Source organism: Mycobacterium sp. D16Q13, assembly GCF_002013375.1.
GTDB lineage: Bacteria > Actinomycetota > Actinomycetes > Mycobacteriales > Mycobacteriaceae > Mycobacterium.
The window spans coordinates 55,526-71,959 of the sequence record NZ_MAEW01000014.1; the positions used below are offsets into that span (position 1 = coordinate 55,526).

Here is a 16,434-nt window from a genome sequence, read left to right on the forward strand (position 1 = left end):
AGGGGTCCTTGGGAAAAACCCTGAGGACTCTTCGGGCGAGGAGCCACACCATCAGGGCACCCGACTTCCGCGCGCGCTGCGTCCACTGCGGCATCGCGATTATCGCCTGCTGACGCTCGGCCTGGCCGTGACCCTGCTGGGCAATGGCATGTGGACCGTGGCACTGGTGTGGCAGGTCATCCGGATGGGCATGGGGCCGGGACAGGTGGCCGTGGCGGGCACCATGTTCAGCATCGGACTGCTGATCAGTGTGTTGCCCGCGGGCGTGGCCGCGGACCGGCTGCCCAAGCTGTGGGTAATGCGCTGCTCGCTGATCGTGCAGGCCTCGATCATGTTCGTCACGGCGCTGCTGGCCCTGACCGGCAGCCTGCAGATCTGGCATCTTGGCGTGACGTCGCTGCTGTTCGGGATCTCCGAAGGCCTTTACATCCCGTCGTACACCGCACTGCTGCCGAGCCTGCTGCCACATGACGAACTGTTGGCCGCCAATGGGATCGAAGGGGTGCTGCGACCCACGGTGCAACTGGCCTTGGGCCCCGCGATCGGCGCCACAATCGTCAATGCATGGGCGCCCGGCGGGGTGTTCTTGACCGAGGGTGTCCTCATCGTGATCGCCGTCGGCTGCCTGGCTCTCATTCGGCATCGGCATGAGCCGGTGCCGACGAGCGTCGACGAGCATCCGCTCCAACGCGCGGCCACCGATCTCCTCGACGGATTTAGATACATGGTGCGCACCGGCTGGTTCTTCGCGACGCTTCTCTTCGCGATCGGCTATGTGCTGGTGGTGGTCGGCCCCATTGAAATCCTGCTGCCGTTCGTGATTCGTGATCACGGCGGTGATCCGGGTTCGCATGCCACGGTGTTGGCGTTGTTCGGTATCGCGGGTGCGGTGGGCTCATTCGTGGTGTCCTCACTGCCCCTGGCACGCCGGTATCTGACCGTGATGATCCTGATGTGGGGTGCCGGGTCGCTGCCGCTGGTGCTCATCGGATTCACCGGGCACCTGTGGACCATCATCGTGGCGATGATCATCGTCGGCGGAACCATGCAGGCAGCCAATGTCATCTGGGGCACCCTCATGCAGCGCCGGGTGCCCGAGGAGATGCTGGGCCGCGCCGCCAGCATGGACTTCTTCGTCTCGCTGGTGGGGTTGCCGGCGTCCTTCGCATTGGTCGTGCCGGTGGCTCACCTGATCGGCAATACCGCAGTGTTCATCATCGCCGGGATAGCGCCGCTGGTTCTGGCGGTCGCCGCCCACGCATTGGCGCGACTGGGCCGGGACGAAGTGGCTCACCCCCTGGGCTAATGTGAGTCCCGATAACGGGTACACCACATATCAAACAGACAAGAGGGAGCGCTACGTGACTGTCCGGGTAGGCGTAAACGGGTTTGGCCGGATCGGCCGGAACTTCTTTCGGGCACTGGACGCGCAGAAGGCTCAAGGGATCAACACCGACATCGAGATTGTCGCGGTCAATGACCTGACCGATAACGCCACCCTGGCCCACCTGCTGAAATTCGACTCCATCCTGGGTCGGCTTCCGTACGACGTCAGCCTGGAAGGCGACGACACGATCGTTGTCGGCGACCACAAGATCAAGGCCCTCGAGGTCCGCGAAGGACCGGCGGCGCTGCCGTGGGGTGACCTGGGTGTCGATGTCGTCGTCGAATCGACCGGCATCTTCACCAAGCGTGACAAGGCGCAGGGCCACCTGGACGCCGGCGCCAAGAAGGTCATCATCTCCGCGCCCGCCAGTGATGAGGACATCACCATCGTGCTGGGCGTCAACGACGACAAGTACGACGGCAGCCAGAACATCATCTCCAACGCCTCGTGCACCACGAACTGCCTCGGACCGCTGGCCAAGGTGCTCAACGACGAGTTCGGCATCGTCAAGGGCCTGATGACCACCATCCACGCCTACACCCAGGACCAGAACCTGCAGGACGGCCCGCACAGCGACCTGCGCCGCGCCCGCGCCGCCGCCCTGAACATCGTGCCGACCTCGACCGGCGCCGCCAAGGCCATCGGGCTGGTGCTGCCCGAGCTCAAGGGCAAGCTCGATGGCTACGCCCTACGCGTGCCGATCCCCACAGGTTCGGCGACCGACCTCACCGTGGAGCTTGCCAAGGCCGCCAGCGCCGCCGACATCAACGCCGCCATGAAGGCCGCCGCGGAGGGCAAGCTCAAGGGCATCCTGAAGTACTACGACGCGCCGATCGTGTCCTCGGACATCGTCACCGACCCGCACAGCTCGATCTTCGACGCGGGGCTGACCAAGGTGATCGACAACCAGGCCAAGGTGGTCTCCTGGTACGACAACGAGTGGGGCTACTCGAACCGCCTGGTCGACCTGGTCGGCCTGGTCGGCAAGTCGCTGTAACGATGGCGATCAAGTCCCTCAACGATCTGCTGGCAGAGGGAGTTTCGGGCAAGGGCGTGCTGGTCCGGTCGGACCTGAACGTCCCGCTCGATGACAATCTCAACATCACCGACCCCGGCCGCATCGTGGCGTCGGTCCCGACCATCCGCGCGCTCGCGGGTGCGGGGGCCAAGGTCATCGTCACCGCACACCTGGGCCGCCCCGACGGCAAGCCGGATCCCGGGTTGTCGCTGGCTCCCGTGGGTGCCGCGCTCAGCGAACTGCTGGGTCAGCACGTACAGGTCGCCGGCGATGTCGTCGGCACCGATGCGCTGGCGCGCGCCGAAGGCCTTACCGATGGCGACGTGCTCCTGTTGGAGAACATTCGGTTCGATCCGCGCGAGACCAGCAAGGACGACGCACAGCGGCTGGCGCTTGCCCAGGAGCTCGCCGAATTGGTGGGCGGCCCAACGGGTACCGACGGCGCGTTCGTCTCCGACGGTTTCGGTGTGGTGCATCGCAAGCAGGCCTCCGTTTACGACGTGGCGACCCTGCTGCCGCATTACGCCGGTGGTCTGGTGGCTGCCGAGGTCGAGGTGCTCAAGCGGCTGTCCGAGTCCACCGAGCGTCCGTACGCGGTGGTGCTTGGCGGGTCGAAGGTCTCGGACAAACTGGCGGTCATTGAATCGCTGGCCACCAAGGCCGACAGCCTCGTGATCGGCGGCGGGATGTGCTTCACATTCCTGGCCGCGCAGGGGCTGCCGGTGGGCAAGTCGCTGGTGCAGCCGGAGATGGTGGACACCTGCAAGCGGCTGCTCGATACCTATGCCGATGTGATCCACCTGCCGATGGACATCGTGGCTGCGGACGAGTTCGCAGCCGATTCACCGTCGGAAATCGTTGCCGCGGACGCTATTCCAGAAGGCAAAATGGGCCTGGACATCGGGCCGGAGTCGGTGAAGCGATTCACAGCCGTGCTGTCGAATGCCAAGACCATCTTCTGGAACGGTCCCATGGGTGTCTTCGAGTTCCCGGCTTTCGCCGCCGGAACCCGGGGTGTCGCCGAGGCGATCATCGCGGCCACCGAAAAGGGCGCGTTCAGCGTGGTCGGCGGTGGTGATTCGGCGGCCGCGGTGCGTGCGCTGGACCTGCCGGACGACGGCTTCTCGCACATCTCCACCGGTGGTGGTGCATCCCTGGAATACCTTGAAGGCAAGGCGCTTCCGGGCATCGACGTATTAGAGGACTAGGGGAGCCCCGCATGTCGCGTAAGCCGTTGATCGCCGGCAACTGGAAGATGAACCTCAATCACTTCGAGGCCATCGCTCTGGTGCAAAAGATTGCGTTCTCGTTGCCGAACAAGTACTTCGACAAGGTGGACGTGACGGTCATTCCGCCGTTCACCGATATCCGGAGTGTGCAGACCCTGGTCGACGGGGACAAGCTGCGTCTTACCTATGGCGCCCAGGACTTGTCGGTATACGACTCGGGTGCCTACACCGGTGAGATCAGCGGCGCATTTCTGGCGAAGCTGGGGGTCACCTACGTCGTGGTCGGGCACTCCGAGCGTCGTCAGTACCACGCCGAGGATGATGCGCTGGTCGCTGCCAAGGCCGCTGCGGCGCTCAAGCACGGCCTGACTCCGATCGTCTGCATTGGTGAGGCTCTCGACATCCGCGAAGCGGGGGACCACGTCCAGTACAACGTGGACTCCTTGCGTGGGTCGCTGGCCGGGCTCAGTGCGGACCAAATCGAGAAGGTCGTCATCGCCTATGAGCCGGTATGGGCGATTGGCACCGGCCGGGTGGCCAGTGCGGCGGATGCGCAGGAGGTGTGTGCCGCGATCCGTGCCGAGCTGGCCCAGATCGCGAACGCATCGGTGGCCGCATCGGTGCGCGTTCTGTACGGCGGCTCAGCCAATGCCAAGAACGTGGGCGAACTGATCGCGCAAGACGATGTCGACGGTGCGCTGGTGGGCGGCGCCTCCCTGGACGGTGAGCAGTTCGCCCAGATGTCGGCGATCGCCGCGGGTGGGCCCCTGCTCTAACTCAGCTGTCCGGCAGATTCCGCAAATGCGCTGCGCGCGCGAGCACGCCATCAAGGGTAGTGAGAAAGAGCGGCAGGTTCGCGGTGATCGCCGACATGCCTGCCGCCAGGTCCTTCGTCTCGTTCTCGCGCGAAGCGGTGTCGTACCAATCGATACCCGGTGAACCGTCCATGGTGGTGTCGAGTGTTTCCAGTGCCGTGAGCCACGGGCCGAGCTGACCGAGGACGATGGCGTACGGCGCTGCCCGGGTCAGGACGATCTCGCGGTCGGCGGCGTCCAATGCCTCGACGTCGAGCTCACGCAGATAGCGGCGCAACGCAGCCACGTGCGCCGTCAGCAGGTGACCGCGCGCAGTGCGGACCGGCAGCATCATGCCGGTCAGCGCGCAGACCGCGCCCAGGCCGGACAGTGCTACCCCGACCATGGCGTTGCCGATGCTGGTGGCCAACACGGCGGTGACCAGGAGGCCGGCCAGCAGCATGCCGATTCCATAGCGGGTCAAGGTACCGAGGCGTTGCGGTGCATGGCGGAACCATCCGTGGAGCTGTGCGTCGGCGTACATCGCATCGGGGATGCTGCCGAGATCCAGACGAGGTCCCGGCAAGCGGAGGCTGGACATGAACACCGTCTGGGTGTCATCGGGCAACAGCATGTCCACAAGCCGGGTCTCATAGGCGGTCAAGAGGTCGTCTGCCGGAGCGCGCCGGGACATCTGCCAATCGAGCTGGCCATCGGGGCCGTTTGTTTCGGCGATCCATAGGTATCCGCGCACTGCCAGGTCGATGACCGTTGCCGTCAGATCGACAGCATCGACACGCAGATCGGTGACGGTGCCCACCTGGCCCGGCAGTACGCCGTCCGGCGCGGCGAAGCGTGATCCCTTCTCGTCGTGCACCAGGGGATCGGCTGGGGTGACAACGATTCTAGCGGCGCGCACGTCTCGGCGACGTGCGATCATCACCCACCCCGCTAGTGCCGCCGAGACGACGCCGAGACTGATCAGCGCGGTAGTGGCGGGCCACGTCAGCGCGAAGGGGCCCTGCGTGCCGGGGAGCGCGGTGAAGGTTGCGCTCGCCGGCACGGTGCCTGCCGGAACCGCCACGGTGAAGGTGGCGATGGCATCCGGCGGCAGTTCGTCCTGCTGGACGCGAACTACTCCGGTGTGATCGACCTGTGCTGCGGTACAACGTATTTGAGATCCCGGTGCGCCCAGTGTGCATGACGGGGAGCTGGGTTTGGTGCTGGGAGAGGCGAATGACGCGGTGACATCGTGCAGGCCGGAGTGCCAGCCGGAGGCAAACGGCCAGAGCACCTGCTGGTGGTTGGCCATGTCGGCGACGGTCCCGCGAATCGTGTAGGCAACGGTCGCCGGGCCACTAGCGGTGGTAATCAACGTGTTTCCGTCGATTGTCGCCGTCCCATCACCCGATGTGGCGACGTTGCTGACCTCAAAGTGCTGAACCCGATTGCCCTCAACGGCCATGTCCAGAGGCAGATGCCGTTGCAGCACTTGATTTTCGGCGGGCGTGACGGTCTCGATGACATTCAGTGTGCCGTCCTCGGCGAGGGTCATGGCAACAGCGACCGTGCCCGGGGAAACATCGCCGCTTGCCGGGGCTGCCATGAGAAGCCAGCCCACGCACACCGACAGACACAGTGCCAACTGCAACATCACCCCGCGAGTCATCTCTCCCACGGCGGTAACCCTAGGTCAGGGTCGATATGCTGGCGCCGATTCACAGAACGTGTTGGGGGGGAGTGGACGACGTGGGGCCGCAGCCGTACTGCCAGCCCAGGCCTGTACCTGCCTGGAATGCACCGCTGCCACCGCCGGCCCGTGCCCAGCTAGCGCCACCTCCTGGTTGGCGCCCGTTGCCAGTACCGGCCTTTCCTGGATACCCGGTGGCCCAAGCGCCGTCCGGTTATCGAGTGCCGCCGGCTGGGCCGGTATATCCGCCGCCGGCAGCCTACGGACGGCCTCGGCCCGCGCGACGTAGGTCTGCCCACGGCTGGATCATCGGTGGCGCGGCTTTCGTGTTGGTCGGGGTCTTGATGTTCGGAACGGCTGCGGTGTGGGCTCTCCACTCGGGGGGACGCCATCCGGTGCGGGCCACCTCGGCGTGGCAGTACCCATCGGCCACACCCTGGACGGCATCCCCAACTAGTGCCATCGGGATGCCGACGAAGTCGACGCCGCAACCGCCGCCCGAACCCCGGCCCGTGTACGCGCTTGGCGATAACCCTTTGTTTCGGGACCAGGGCGCTGGGTTCACCAATGCGCCCTGCTCAACGAGCACATGGCCGTTTGATATTCCCCACGCCGAGGCGTTTTACCGGGATCTGCGTGGGTGCTTGGATCCGGAGTGGAAGCGGCTTCTGGACTGGTCCCGCCTGCCATGGTCATCGCCGGGGTTGGTAGTGGCAGGAAGCTATGTGGATTCTCCCTGTGGGGACGAGGACTTCGGCGGCAGCGAGACAGCCGCCTTCTACTGCTCGTCGAATAACACGATCTACATGTCAACGGTGAGTATGTCGCCGAACAGGTACGGAAATCACGACGGTTTCTACCTTGCCGTTTACGCGCATGAGTACGGGCATCACGCCCAGGAGCTCAGCGGGATATCGTCGGAGGAGTGGAACCAGCGCGTTGCTGCGGGAGTGGATTCTCCGCTGGGGCTGGAGTTGTCTCGGCGTAGTGAACTTCAGGCTCAGTGCTTCTCCGGAATGTTCCTGGGTTCGCGGCGCGGGGGCACCATCACCCAGCAAGAACTCGATCTGGCCTGGAACGATCAAGATCGGGGCGATGGGCAACGGTCGAAACGTGACCACGGTTCCAATGAGCATTCCGCGGCATGGTGGCGGCACGGGTCACTGACGAATCGCCTGTGGGAATGTAATACCTGGCTGTCTGACAGTTCTGAAGTGAGCTGACAGGCGTCCCTGCGCAGGTCGCCGGAACGGAGCCGGTAGTCTTACCCCCATGGAATTGGCGCTGCAGATCATCCTGGTGATCACGAGCTTGTTGGTGGTCCTGCTGGTGCTACTGCACCGGGCGAAGGGTGGCGGTCTGTCGACGCTGTTCGGTGGTGGCGTTCAGTCGAGCCTCTCCGGTTCCACCGTGGTGGAGAAGAACCTGGACCGGCTCACCTACTTCGTCACCGCCATCTGGGTGATCTCGATCATCGGCGTTGGGCTGGAGATCAAGCTCGGCGGATAACGAAATCACGATTCACAGACAGCGGACTACTGCACAGGTAGTCCGCTGTTTTGTCTCTGCGGCAGATATCCTCGCAGGTAGTTGATGTTTCATCTATTTGCCGAGAAATTTCTTCAAAATTCATGGAACCGATTCATGCCTTCGGCCCATCAATCTCTATGTATGGCACAGAAGTCGACCAGTGCCATCAGCGGTCGGTGGACCGGGGACGCGGAGGGGACGTTCCCGTTTCACCGGCCGCACCCCAGGAAAGGAGCCCCTCGTCATGTCGGAGTGCCGTGGTGACCCCCGCCAATGGATTCGTGAGTACCAGGATCGCCTGGAGGTTCTTGGGCAGCGTGCCCAGTATGTGCAACAGACCGTCGGTTTGGTGCGGGGCCATGCGAAGGACGACATCGGGGTCGCGGTGACCGTTGGGTCGGGCGGCCGCATCGAGGCCCTGGACCTGGATGAATCGACGCTGTCGATGGACGCCAGGGATCTGTCGGCCATCATCACCAGAACTATCGCCGCGGCGCAGGTCAACGCGGCCAGCCAGATCCACAGCACATTGCACGACCTCACCGGCGACGGGCCGGCGATGGACTACGTCAAGGGCTACCTGGACGGGGGGCACCTGGGGGAGGGTGAGCATCTGGGATCGCCGTCATGAACGGCGAGACGAGCGGGACCTTCCACTTTGACCGCGATGTGGTGCTGCACGAAGCGGCGAACCTGGAGAGCGCCGGGGGCTCGGTGCGATTCTTGCTCGAGCACCATGGAGGCGGGCTCGGCGAGCAGGACCTGGGGGCGGTGTCGTCGGATTTCGTGATGTCGGTGCGGGGGAGTATCGACCAGCTTTCTGACGCGGTCCGGACCCTGGGAGATGTCATGGTGGAGACGGGACAGCGTCTGCACGACCAGGCTCGGCAGATCGCCGAAGCGGAGGATCAGACCGTCGCCGCGATGACGAAGATTGGTGAAGGGTTCGGTGGACACCCTTGATGCCGAGCTGAAACCGCTCACTCGCCTCCATGACGCCGGATTGGGCTTCATGGTCGAGCATGTGCAGTTCCTCGAAGAACCACTCGATGCGCTTCGGGGTGACCCGGTCGCAGCCTCCGCGGAGGCCACCTTCTGGCGATACTGCATTGCCGATGTCACCAATGTGCAGCAGGAGCTGTCGGCTGTGCTCAGCGCGCTGGGTGACGGTCACAGTGGTGCGGCAGCAACAGGATTCGGGGAGGCGGCCGGTCTCCTCGACGATGCTCTGCAAGAGCTGCGAGTGGTCGCGGCGAACGTCAATCAGCGCATCAACGTGGTGACGGATCTGGTTACGCATACTCGAAGCATGCTCGGGCAATGGGTGGAAGGGTACGTCGACGACATCATCACCGAGTTCACCGCAGCACGAGCCGCCTCACCCATCACCCAGGGCGGCAGCGTGGCGACCACCATAGCTTCTGCGGTAGCAGATGCCTCCGAGCTTGGAAACAAGATGGGGCGCACGCTGTCTCAGCTCCTGGACCGTCTTGACGAGCATGCGACCGCGATCCGGGACGGGGTGGCCGAGTTCTCGATGAATGTGGAGCGCCTGCGGACGCCCGCGCCGGGACCCGCCGCCGCACCGGTTGCGGCCCCGGCCGTACGGCAGTCGCCGCCGGCTTCGGAACCGGCACCGGCCGAGCACGGATTGTCTGTGGATCCGGATGCGCTGTTCGCCGCGGGACAGGGCAACGAGAGTTAGACCCTCGCGCACAGGGTGTACGGCAGGATTCCGAATACGGCCATGGTCCATGCACCGCACAGCATTTGAAGCCACCGCGGAGCCCGATTGATCTCCATGCAGGACGCGACGATCAGCGCCACTTTGATCGCCGTCAGCGCCAGAATGATCAGTGTCGCCGAATGTGCCGCATACCTTCCGAAGGTCAATACCCACGTCGCGAGGGTGCTGCCACGGCCTGCCGGATGACGCCGGTGTATCACAAGGGTGCGTCGAGGCCGGGCCCCGAGAGTGCAGTACGGGAACTAGGTTCCGATTGTGCGGACATGGGCATTCCGTAAAGCGCAGAGCAGCAACGCCTTTCGGGCATTGCCCGAAAGGCAAGACATGGTGAGGGCAATAGACTCCCGGCCGGGGAGACGCTGGGTCCGGCCCACGCCCACGTATCGGCAGGGGTTGGGCGCGCCCGGCTAGTCCAGCTGGCTCGCCGCGGCCTCATCGAGCAGCCACACCGTGCGCTCGGTCCCGATGGCGCCTGCCGCGGGTACGTCGATCGGGTCGGCTCCGCCAATGGCCGCGGCGACCGCCTCGGCCTTGGCCTCGCCCGAAACGACCAGCCATACCTCGCGTGAACGCTGAATCGCGGGCAATGTCAACGTGATCCGTTGCGGTGGTGGCTTGGGAGAATTCGGTACAGCCACGACCAGGCGGTGCGTCTCCCTGACGGCATCGGTGTGCGGGAACAGCGAGTTGATGTGGCCCTCGCCGCCCATCCCCAGCAGGTGTACGTCGAATGCGGGGCAGTCCTGGCCCGGCTCGGCATTGGCGGCGAGTAGCTGTTCGTAAGCCAGCGCCGCCGCATCCAGGTCGGTGCCGTATTCGCTTTCGCTATTGGGCATGGCGTGCATATTGCGCATCGGGAAGTCGACATGCTCAAGCAGCGCCTCCCAGGCCTGCCAGGCATTGCGTTCCGGGTCGGTTTTGGGGACGTACCGGTCGTCGCCCCAGAAGACGTGGACATTGTCCCAGTCGAGATCGCTCGCGACATCGCGCAGGTGTTTGAGCAGGGCAGTACCGGTGCCGCCGCCGGTGAGCACGATCATCGCCTTGCCGCGGTCGGTGAGGGCACCAGCGATCGCCAGAGCGAGCCGATCACCCGCCGCGGTCACCAAAGCATCGGTGTCCGCGTACTTTTCGATGATTGTTTCACTCATTGGTACTGCACCTTCGCGATTCCCTCAAGCGCCGTGCGGTAGATCTCATCGGGGTCGAGGCGGCGCAAGTCCTCGGCCAGGCAATCTCGTGTTTCTCTGCGGGGCAAAGGAAGTGATGCCGACGGGCGTCCGGTGCGGGCCAATGTCGCGATGGCGCCGGTCTGGGGCCGACTCAGGGCGACGACCTCGCTGTCCCGGTGCAGTTCCACCTTGAGCTCACCGACCAGCCGGGTGACGGGACCCTCGATACGTGAGGCGAGCCAACCCGCGATGACATCCAGGGCCGGCTCGGTGGCCAGCCCGGACACCACTGCCGAGTTGATGCCCTCGTACGGTGGCTGATCCAGCGCCGAGGCCAGCAGCGCCCGCCAGTACGTGATCCGGCTCCACGACAGATCGGTATCGCCCGGGGTGTACCCGGCGAGCCGGTTCTTAATGGCATTCAGGGGGTCCGGTGCCGTCGTCGCATCGGTGATCCGCCGAATCGCCAAGCGCCCCAGCGGATCTTTAGCGGGGACGGGTGGAGCCTGGTTGGGCCACCAGGCCACCACAGGAGTGTCGGGCAGCAGGAACGGGATGACAACGCTGTGCTCGTGCGCGGCGAGCGGGCCGCGCAGCCGCAGCACGACAACCTCGCCGGCACCGGCATCGCCGCCGATACGGATCTGGGCATTCAGGCCGGTCTTGGGGGCCAGCGGATTGCGTTCGAGCACGATGATGCGGCATGGATGCTCGTGGCTGGCGCCGTTGGCGGCCTCGATGACCTCTTCGACGTCATCGCCGGCATCGGTGATGACGACCAGAGTCAGCACCCGCGCCATAGTGACCGCGCCGCCGGTTTCGCGCAGCTCGACCAGCTTCTTGTTGACGTCATTGGTGGTGGTGTCGGGCAGATCGATGATCATGGTCGCCTCCAGTCACGTCCCGTACGGGCCAGCATGTCGAACGCCGACTGCGGGCCCCAGGTGCCGGATTCGTAGGTGTCGGGTTTTCCTCCCGATGCCCAGAAGTCCAGCGCGGGATCCAGTATCCGCCAGGATAATTCGACCTCGGCGTTCACAGGGAACAGCGAGGGTTCTCCCAACAGCACATCGAGGATCAACCGCTCGTAGGCCTCCGGCGATTCCTCGGTGAAGGCCTGCTCGTACGAGAAGTCCATATTGACGTCGCGTACCTCCATGGCGGTACCGGGAACCTTCGATCCGAACCGCAGCGTGACACCTTCGTCGGGCTGCACCCGAATCACCAGCGCGTTGGCGCCCAGTTCCTCGGTCATCGTGGAGTCGAAAGGCAGGTGGGGCGCTCGTTTGAACACCAGGGCGATTTCGGTGACCCGGCGGCCCAGGCGTTTTCCGGTACGCAGGTAGAACGGCACTCCGGCCCATCGCCGACTGTCGACCTCCAGGGTGATCGCGGCGTATGTCTCGGTGGTCGAGGTCTTGGAGAAGCCTTCCTCCTCCAGCAGCCCGGGCACCTGCTGGCTGCCCTGCCAGCCGGGTCCGTACTGGCCGCGGGCCGTGGTTTCGGCGAGCGGCTCGGCAAGCCGAGTGGCCGAGAGCACCTTGATCTTTTCGGCCTGCAGCTCTGCGGGGGAGAAGTTGATGGGCTCTTCCATCGCGGTGAACGCCAGCAGCTGCAACAGGTGATTCTGGATGACATCGCGTGCTGCCCCGATGCCGTCGTAATATCCTGCGCGGCCGCCCAATCCGATGTCCTCGGCCATCGTGATCTGCACATGGTCGACGAAGTGTGCATTCCAGATCGGGTCGAACAGCTGGTTGGCAAAGCGCAGTGCCAGGATGTTCTGCACCGTCTCCTTACCGAGGTAGTGGTCGATTCGGAAAACAGACTCCTCGGGGAAAACCTCATTGACCACCGCGTTCAGTTCGCGGGCGCTCTGCAGATCATGGCCGAACGGCTTCTCGATGACCACTCGCCGCCATGCGCCGTCGATCGGCTGCGCGAGGCTGGATTTGGACAGCTGCTCGCATACGGTGGGGAAGGCCTTCGGCGGAATCGACAGGTAGAAGGCGTGATTGCCGCCGGTGCCACGTTCCTCATCGAGAGTGCGCAGTGTCTTCTTGAGCTGCTCGAAAGCGGCGTCGTCGTCGAAACTGCCCTGCACGAAGCGGATTCCCTCGGCCAGGCGGTCCCATACGTGTTGGCGGAACGGCGTGCGCGAATGTTCCTTGACGGCGTCGAGCACGATCTGCCCAAAATCCTCGTTGGCCCAGTCCCGGCGGGCGAATCCGACCAATGCGAAGGACGGCGGCAGCAGGCCTCGGTTGGCGAGGTCATAGATGGCCGGCATCAGCTTCTTGCGGGCCAGATCGCCGGTGACCCCGAAGATCACCAGCGAGCAGGGGCCCGCGATACGCGGAAGACGTTTGTCGCGCTTGTCTCGCAACGGGTTTGTCATGGATGAGCCTTTCGTGTGAAGACCGTCATCCACGCTCACTCCTTGGTGGATACCGCGTCGAGTTGGGCTTGGGTGGCGTCGATGAGCTCATTCCACGCGACCTCGAACTTATCGACGCCTTCGGTTTCGAGCACCTCGAACACATCATCCAGATCGATCCCGGCGCGGGTCAGTTCATGGAAGACCGCGTGGGCGCCGTCGTAAGTCCCATGAATGGTGTTGCCGGTGACCACGCCGTGGTCGGCAACCGCCTCCAGGGTCTTCTCGGGCATGGTGTTCACGGTGTGCGGAGCCACCAGGTCCACGACGTACATCGTGTCGTCGTAGTCGGGATTCTTGACTCCGGTCGAGGCCCACAGCGGACGCTGCACCCGTGCGCCGGCCTTCTTGAGCTCGGCGAACCGGTGACCGTGATCGAACACCTTCTCGTAGGCCTGGTAGGCCAGACGGGCATTGGCCACCCCGGCCCGGCCGCGCAGGGACAGCGCCTGACCATTGCCGATGTCCTCGAGGCGTTTGTCGATCTCGGTGTCTACCCGGGAGACGAAGAACGACGCCACCGAGTGAATCTTGGAAAGGTCGCGGCCGGCTTCCTTGGCGGCCTCCAGGCCGGTCAGGTAGGCGTCCATCACTTCCTTGTGGCGCTCCACCGAGAAGATCAGGGTGACGTTCACCGAGATGCCCTCGGCGATCACCGCCGAGATCGCGGGCAGACCGGCCTTGGTTGCCGGAATCTTGATCAGCAGGTTCGGGCGGTCGACGATCTTCCACAGCTCGATGGCCTGCAGGATGGTCTTGTCGGTGTCGTGAGCCAGGCGGGGGTCCACCTCGATGGAGACACGACCATCCACACCCTCAGAGGCTTCGTACTGCGGAGCCAGCACATCGCACGCGGCGCGCACGTCGTCGGTGGTGGCGGTGCGGATCGCCGAGTCCACATCGGCCCCCCGCTCGGCCAGCTCGGCGATCTGCGCGTCGTAGGCATGCCCCTTGGACAGGGCGGCCTGGAAGATCGCCGGGTTGGTGGTCACCCCGACGATGCTTCTGGTCGCGATCAGCTCGGCGAGGTTGCCCGAGGTGAGTCGGTCCCGGGAGAGATCGTCGAGCCAGACGGCAACTCCGGCTTCGCTCAGTTCGGCGAGATTAGCGTTCTGATCAGATGTGCTCATGGGATTCATCCCTTCCTGATTCGGGGTTATTGAGCTGCTGCGATGGACCTTTCGGCGGCCGCAGCCACTGCATCCGGGGTGAAGCCGAACTCACGGAACAAGGTCTTGTCGTCAGCGGAAGCTCCGAAGTGCTCCAGTGAGACGATTTGACCGGCGTCGCCGACGAACTTGTACCAGCCTTGCGCGATGCCGGCTTCCACGGACACCCGGGCACGCACCGACGGCGGCAGCACGCTGTCGCGGTATTCCTGGGGCTGGGACTCGAACCATTCCACACAGGGGAACGACACCACGGAGGCCGCAATTCCCTTGGCGGCAAGAATCTTCTTGGCCTCGACGGCGAGCTGCAGTTCCGAGCCCGTGCCGATGAGGATCACATCGGGCTGGCCATCGGCTGCCTCCAGCACATAGCCGCCCTTGGCCACACCCTCGCGGCTGGTGCCTTCCAGGATCGGTACACCCTGGCGGGTGAGTGCCAAACCGACTGGGCCGGTGCTGGATTGACGCTCCAGGACGGTCGCCCAGGCGTACGCGGTTTCGTTCGCGTCACCGGGGCGCACCACCGAAAGGTTGGGGATGGCGCGCAGGGCGGCCAGGTGCTCCACCGGCTGGTGGGTGGGGCCGTCTTCGCCGAGACCGATCGAGTCGTGTGTCCACACGTAGATCGGGTCGATGTTCATCAATGCCGCCAGGCGCACCGCGGGCCGCATGTAGTCGGCGAACTGCAGGAACGTTCCGCCGTACGCGCGGGTGGGGCCATGCAGCACGATGCCGGACAGGATCGATCCCATCGCATGCTCGCGGATGCCGAAATGCAGTGTGCGGCCGTATGGTTGGGCATTCCAGTCCGATGTCGCGATGGACGTTGGGCCGAAGGAATCGGCGCCCTTGATGGTGGTGTTGTTACTGCCCGCGAGGTCCGCGGAGCCACCCCACAGCTCGGGAAGCTTGGCGCCGAGCGCCGACAGGGTGTCGCCGGACGCGGCACGGGTGGCGACGCCCTTAGAGCCGGGTTCCCAGGACGGCAGCTCGGCGTCCCAGCCCTCGGGCAGGGTGCGCGCCTCCAGCCGGTCCAGCAGTGCCTTGCGCTCGGGCTCGCGGGCGGCCCAGGCATCAAAATCCTTGTCCCACTCCGCATGTGCCTGCTTGCCGCGCTGCACCAGCTCGCGGGTGTGGGCGATGACCTCCGGGGCCACGTCGAAGGATTTCTCCGGATCGAAGCCCAGAATTTTCTTGGTGGCGGCCACCTCGTCAGCCCCCAGCGCCGAGCCGTGTACGCCGCCGGTGTTCATCTTGGTGGGAGCGGGGTAACCGATGATCGTGCGCAGAGCGATGAACGACGGACGGTCGGTGACCGCACGGGCGTTGGCCAGTGCTTCCTCGATGCCGGTGACGTTCTCACCACTGATGACGGTCTGTACATGCCAGCCGTACGCCTCGTAGCGGGCGGGGGTGTCCTCGCTCAGTGCGATCTTGGTGTCGTGCTCGATGGAGATCTCGTTGTCGTCCCAGATGACGATGAGGTTCCCCAGCTGTTGGGTACCGGCCAAGGAGGACGCTTCCGAGGTCACGCCCTCTTCGATGTCGCCGTCGGAGGCGATGACGTAGATGAAGTGGTCGAACGGGCTGGTGCCGGGCGCGGCGTCGGGGTCGAAGAGACCGCGCTCGTACCGAGAGGCCATCGCCATGCCAACCGCCGAGGCCAGGCCCTGGCCGAGCGGCCCGGTGGTGATCTCGACACCCTTGGTGTGGTGGTACTCGGGGTGGCCGGGGGTCAAAGAGCCCCAGGTACGCAGTGCCTCGATATCGGAGAGCTCCAGGCCGAATCCGCCCAAGTACAGCTGCAAGTACAGGGTCAGGCTGCTGTGGCCACACGACAGCACGAATCGGTCGCGGCCGATCCAGGTGGTGTCGCTGGGATCGTGGCGCAGCTGTCGCTGAAAGAGCGTGTATGCCACGGGTGCCAGGCTCATCGCGGTGCCGGGATGCCCATTGCCGACTTTCTGTACGGCATCGGCGGCCAGCACCCGCGCGGTGTCAACCGCACGCGAGTCCAGGTCTGTCCAGTCATCCGGGTAGTTGGCCCGGGTGAGGGTTGGGATATCGGTCGGGATCTCGTCGATCGCGGTCACGGGCCCATCGTAGTGCCGCCGATTTCGCGCCGCTGCCTCACGGCCGGGTCACGCCTCCTGGGCAATGTGATAGTCCGGTGACGGACAACCTCTGTTCACTTCCGTGGGCCGACCTTGGTTGTCGACGCGCGACCCTGGCGGTCTACCATCGTCTGTAGTAGAGCGCTC

The 16,434-nt window shown here is 64.8% G+C and carries 16 protein-coding genes; 9 read left to right on the forward strand and 7 right to left on the reverse strand.

The genetic code is table 11. The features are described 5' to 3' along the window. The first annotated feature begins 85 nt into the window (after positions 1–85). From B4400_RS15575 to tpiA, 4 genes are read left to right on the forward strand one after another with little or no spacing between them, the layout of a single operon-like run. On the forward strand, positions 86–1,306 hold the full coding sequence (locus B4400_RS15575; RefSeq protein WP_078312075.1) for an MFS transporter: 1,221 nt from the start codon (positions 86–88) through the stop codon (positions 1,304–1,306). A gap of 55 nt (positions 1,307–1,361) precedes the next feature. Further along, positions 1,362–2,384, forward strand: a complete 1,023-nt coding sequence (gene gap / locus B4400_RS15580) for a type I glyceraldehyde-3-phosphate dehydrogenase (RefSeq protein WP_078295684.1) — start codon at positions 1,362–1,364, stop codon at positions 2,382–2,384. A 2-nt stretch (positions 2,385–2,386) separates the two neighbouring features. After that, positions 2,387–3,613 carry a phosphoglycerate kinase gene (locus B4400_RS15585; RefSeq protein WP_078311939.1) on the forward strand — a complete coding sequence of 409 codons (1,227 nt, stop codon included), beginning with the start codon at positions 2,387–2,389 and terminating at the stop codon, positions 3,611–3,613. 11 nt (positions 3,614–3,624) lie between these two features. Beyond that, a complete protein-coding gene (tpiA, locus tag B4400_RS15590) occupies positions 3,625–4,410 on the forward strand; it encodes a triose-phosphate isomerase (RefSeq protein WP_078311941.1) in 786 nt (261 codons plus the stop codon). A 1-nt stretch (position 4,411) separates the two neighbouring features. On the opposite strand, the gene B4400_RS15595 is transcribed toward tpiA, so the two are convergent. Next, a complete protein-coding gene (locus tag B4400_RS15595) occupies positions 4,412–6,097 on the reverse strand; it encodes a DUF2207 family protein (RefSeq protein ID WP_078311942.1) in 1,686 nt (561 codons plus the stop codon). 35 nt (positions 6,098–6,132) lie between these two features. Between B4400_RS15595 and B4400_RS15600 the strand changes: the two genes are divergently transcribed. From B4400_RS15600 to B4400_RS15620, 5 genes are all read left to right on the forward strand, one after another. Further along, a complete protein-coding gene (locus B4400_RS15600) occupies positions 6,133–7,341 on the forward strand; it encodes a neutral zinc metallopeptidase (protein WP_078311943.1) in 1,209 nt (402 codons plus the stop codon). A gap of 49 nt (positions 7,342–7,390) precedes the next feature. Next, positions 7,391–7,627 carry a preprotein translocase subunit SecG gene (gene secG / locus B4400_RS15605; RefSeq protein ID WP_030093493.1) on the forward strand — a complete coding sequence of 79 codons (237 nt, stop codon included), beginning with the start codon at positions 7,391–7,393 and terminating at the stop codon, positions 7,625–7,627. A 265-nt stretch (positions 7,628–7,892) separates the two neighbouring features. Further along, a complete protein-coding gene (locus B4400_RS15610) occupies positions 7,893–8,279 on the forward strand; it encodes a YbaB/EbfC family nucleoid-associated protein (RefSeq protein WP_078311944.1) in 387 nt (128 codons plus the stop codon). Then, a complete protein-coding gene (locus B4400_RS15615) occupies positions 8,276–8,611 on the forward strand; it encodes a hypothetical protein (RefSeq protein ID WP_078311946.1) in 336 nt (111 codons plus the stop codon). Before B4400_RS15610 ends, B4400_RS15615 begins: the two co-directional genes overlap by 4 nt. Further along, positions 8,598–9,353 carry a hypothetical protein gene (locus B4400_RS15620; RefSeq protein WP_078312076.1) on the forward strand — a complete coding sequence of 252 codons (756 nt, stop codon included), beginning with the start codon at positions 8,598–8,600 and terminating at the stop codon, positions 9,351–9,353. The genes B4400_RS15615 and B4400_RS15620 overlap by 14 nt, the downstream gene beginning before the upstream one ends. Here B4400_RS15620 and B4400_RS15625 read toward each other — a convergent pair. The 6 genes from B4400_RS15625 to tkt form a co-directional block, all read right to left on the reverse strand. Beyond that, positions 9,350–9,595, reverse strand: coding sequence for a cytochrome C oxidase subunit IV family protein (locus tag B4400_RS15625; RefSeq protein ID WP_078311948.1), 246 nt, complete (start codon positions 9,593–9,595; stop codon positions 9,350–9,352). The genes B4400_RS15620 and B4400_RS15625 overlap by 4 nt on opposite strands. Positions 9,596–9,802: 207 nt before the next feature. After that, entirely contained in the window at positions 9,803–10,546 is a 744-nt protein-coding gene (pgl, locus tag B4400_RS15630) for a 6-phosphogluconolactonase (RefSeq protein ID WP_078311950.1), read from the reverse strand. After that, a complete protein-coding gene (gene opcA, locus B4400_RS15635) occupies positions 10,543–11,451 on the reverse strand; it encodes a glucose-6-phosphate dehydrogenase assembly protein OpcA (RefSeq protein WP_078311953.1) in 909 nt (302 codons plus the stop codon). Before opcA ends, pgl begins: the two co-directional genes overlap by 4 nt. Then, on the reverse strand, positions 11,448–12,965 hold the full coding sequence (zwf, locus tag B4400_RS15640) for a glucose-6-phosphate dehydrogenase (RefSeq protein WP_078311955.1): 1,518 nt from the start codon (positions 12,963–12,965) through the stop codon (positions 11,448–11,450). The genes opcA and zwf overlap by 4 nt, the downstream gene beginning before the upstream one ends. A gap of 35 nt (positions 12,966–13,000) precedes the next feature. After that, the gene (gene tal / locus B4400_RS15645) at positions 13,001–14,134 is read right to left on the reverse strand and encodes a transaldolase (protein WP_078312077.1); all 1,134 of its coding nucleotides are present in this window, start codon (positions 14,132–14,134) and stop codon (positions 13,001–13,003) included. 26 nt (positions 14,135–14,160) lie between these two features. Continuing rightward, the gene (gene tkt, locus B4400_RS15650) at positions 14,161–16,248 is read right to left on the reverse strand and encodes a transketolase (protein ID WP_170915034.1); all 2,088 of its coding nucleotides are present in this window, start codon (positions 16,246–16,248) and stop codon (positions 14,161–14,163) included. Positions 16,249–16,434 lie beyond the last annotated feature (186 nt).

Bases quoted from the DNA above. Each gene is read 5' to 3' on its own strand.
- B4400_RS15585 (WP_078311939.1), top strand. From the start codon at position 2,387: ATGGCGATCAAGTCCCTCAACGATCTGCTGGCAGAGGGAGTTTCGGGC.
- tpiA (WP_078311941.1), top strand. From the start codon at position 3,625: ATGTCGCGTAAGCCGTTGATCGCCGGCAACTGGAAGATGAACCTCAAT.
- B4400_RS15595 (WP_078311942.1), bottom strand. From the start codon at position 6,097: ATGACTCGCGGGGTGATGTTGCAGTTGGCACTGTGTCTGTCGGTGTGC.
- B4400_RS15600 (WP_078311943.1), top strand. From the start codon at position 6,133: ATGCTGGCGCCGATTCACAGAACGTGTTGGGGGGGAGTGGACGACGTG.
- secG (WP_030093493.1), top strand. From the start codon at position 7,391: ATGGAATTGGCGCTGCAGATCATCCTGGTGATCACGAGCTTGTTGGTG.
- B4400_RS15610 (WP_078311944.1), top strand. From the start codon at position 7,893: ATGTCGGAGTGCCGTGGTGACCCCCGCCAATGGATTCGTGAGTACCAG.
- B4400_RS15615 (WP_078311946.1), top strand. From the start codon at position 8,276: ATGAACGGCGAGACGAGCGGGACCTTCCACTTTGACCGCGATGTGGTG.
- pgl (WP_078311950.1), bottom strand. From the start codon at position 10,546: ATGAGTGAAACAATCATCGAAAAGTACGCGGACACCGATGCTTTGGTG.
- opcA (WP_078311953.1), bottom strand. From the start codon at position 11,451: ATGATCATCGATCTGCCCGACACCACCACCAATGACGTCAACAAGAAG.
- zwf (WP_078311955.1), bottom strand. From the start codon at position 12,965: ATGACAAACCCGTTGCGAGACAAGCGCGACAAACGTCTTCCGCGTATC.
- tal (WP_078312077.1), bottom strand. From the start codon at position 14,134: ATGAGCACATCTGATCAGAACGCTAATCTCGCCGAACTGAGCGAAGCC.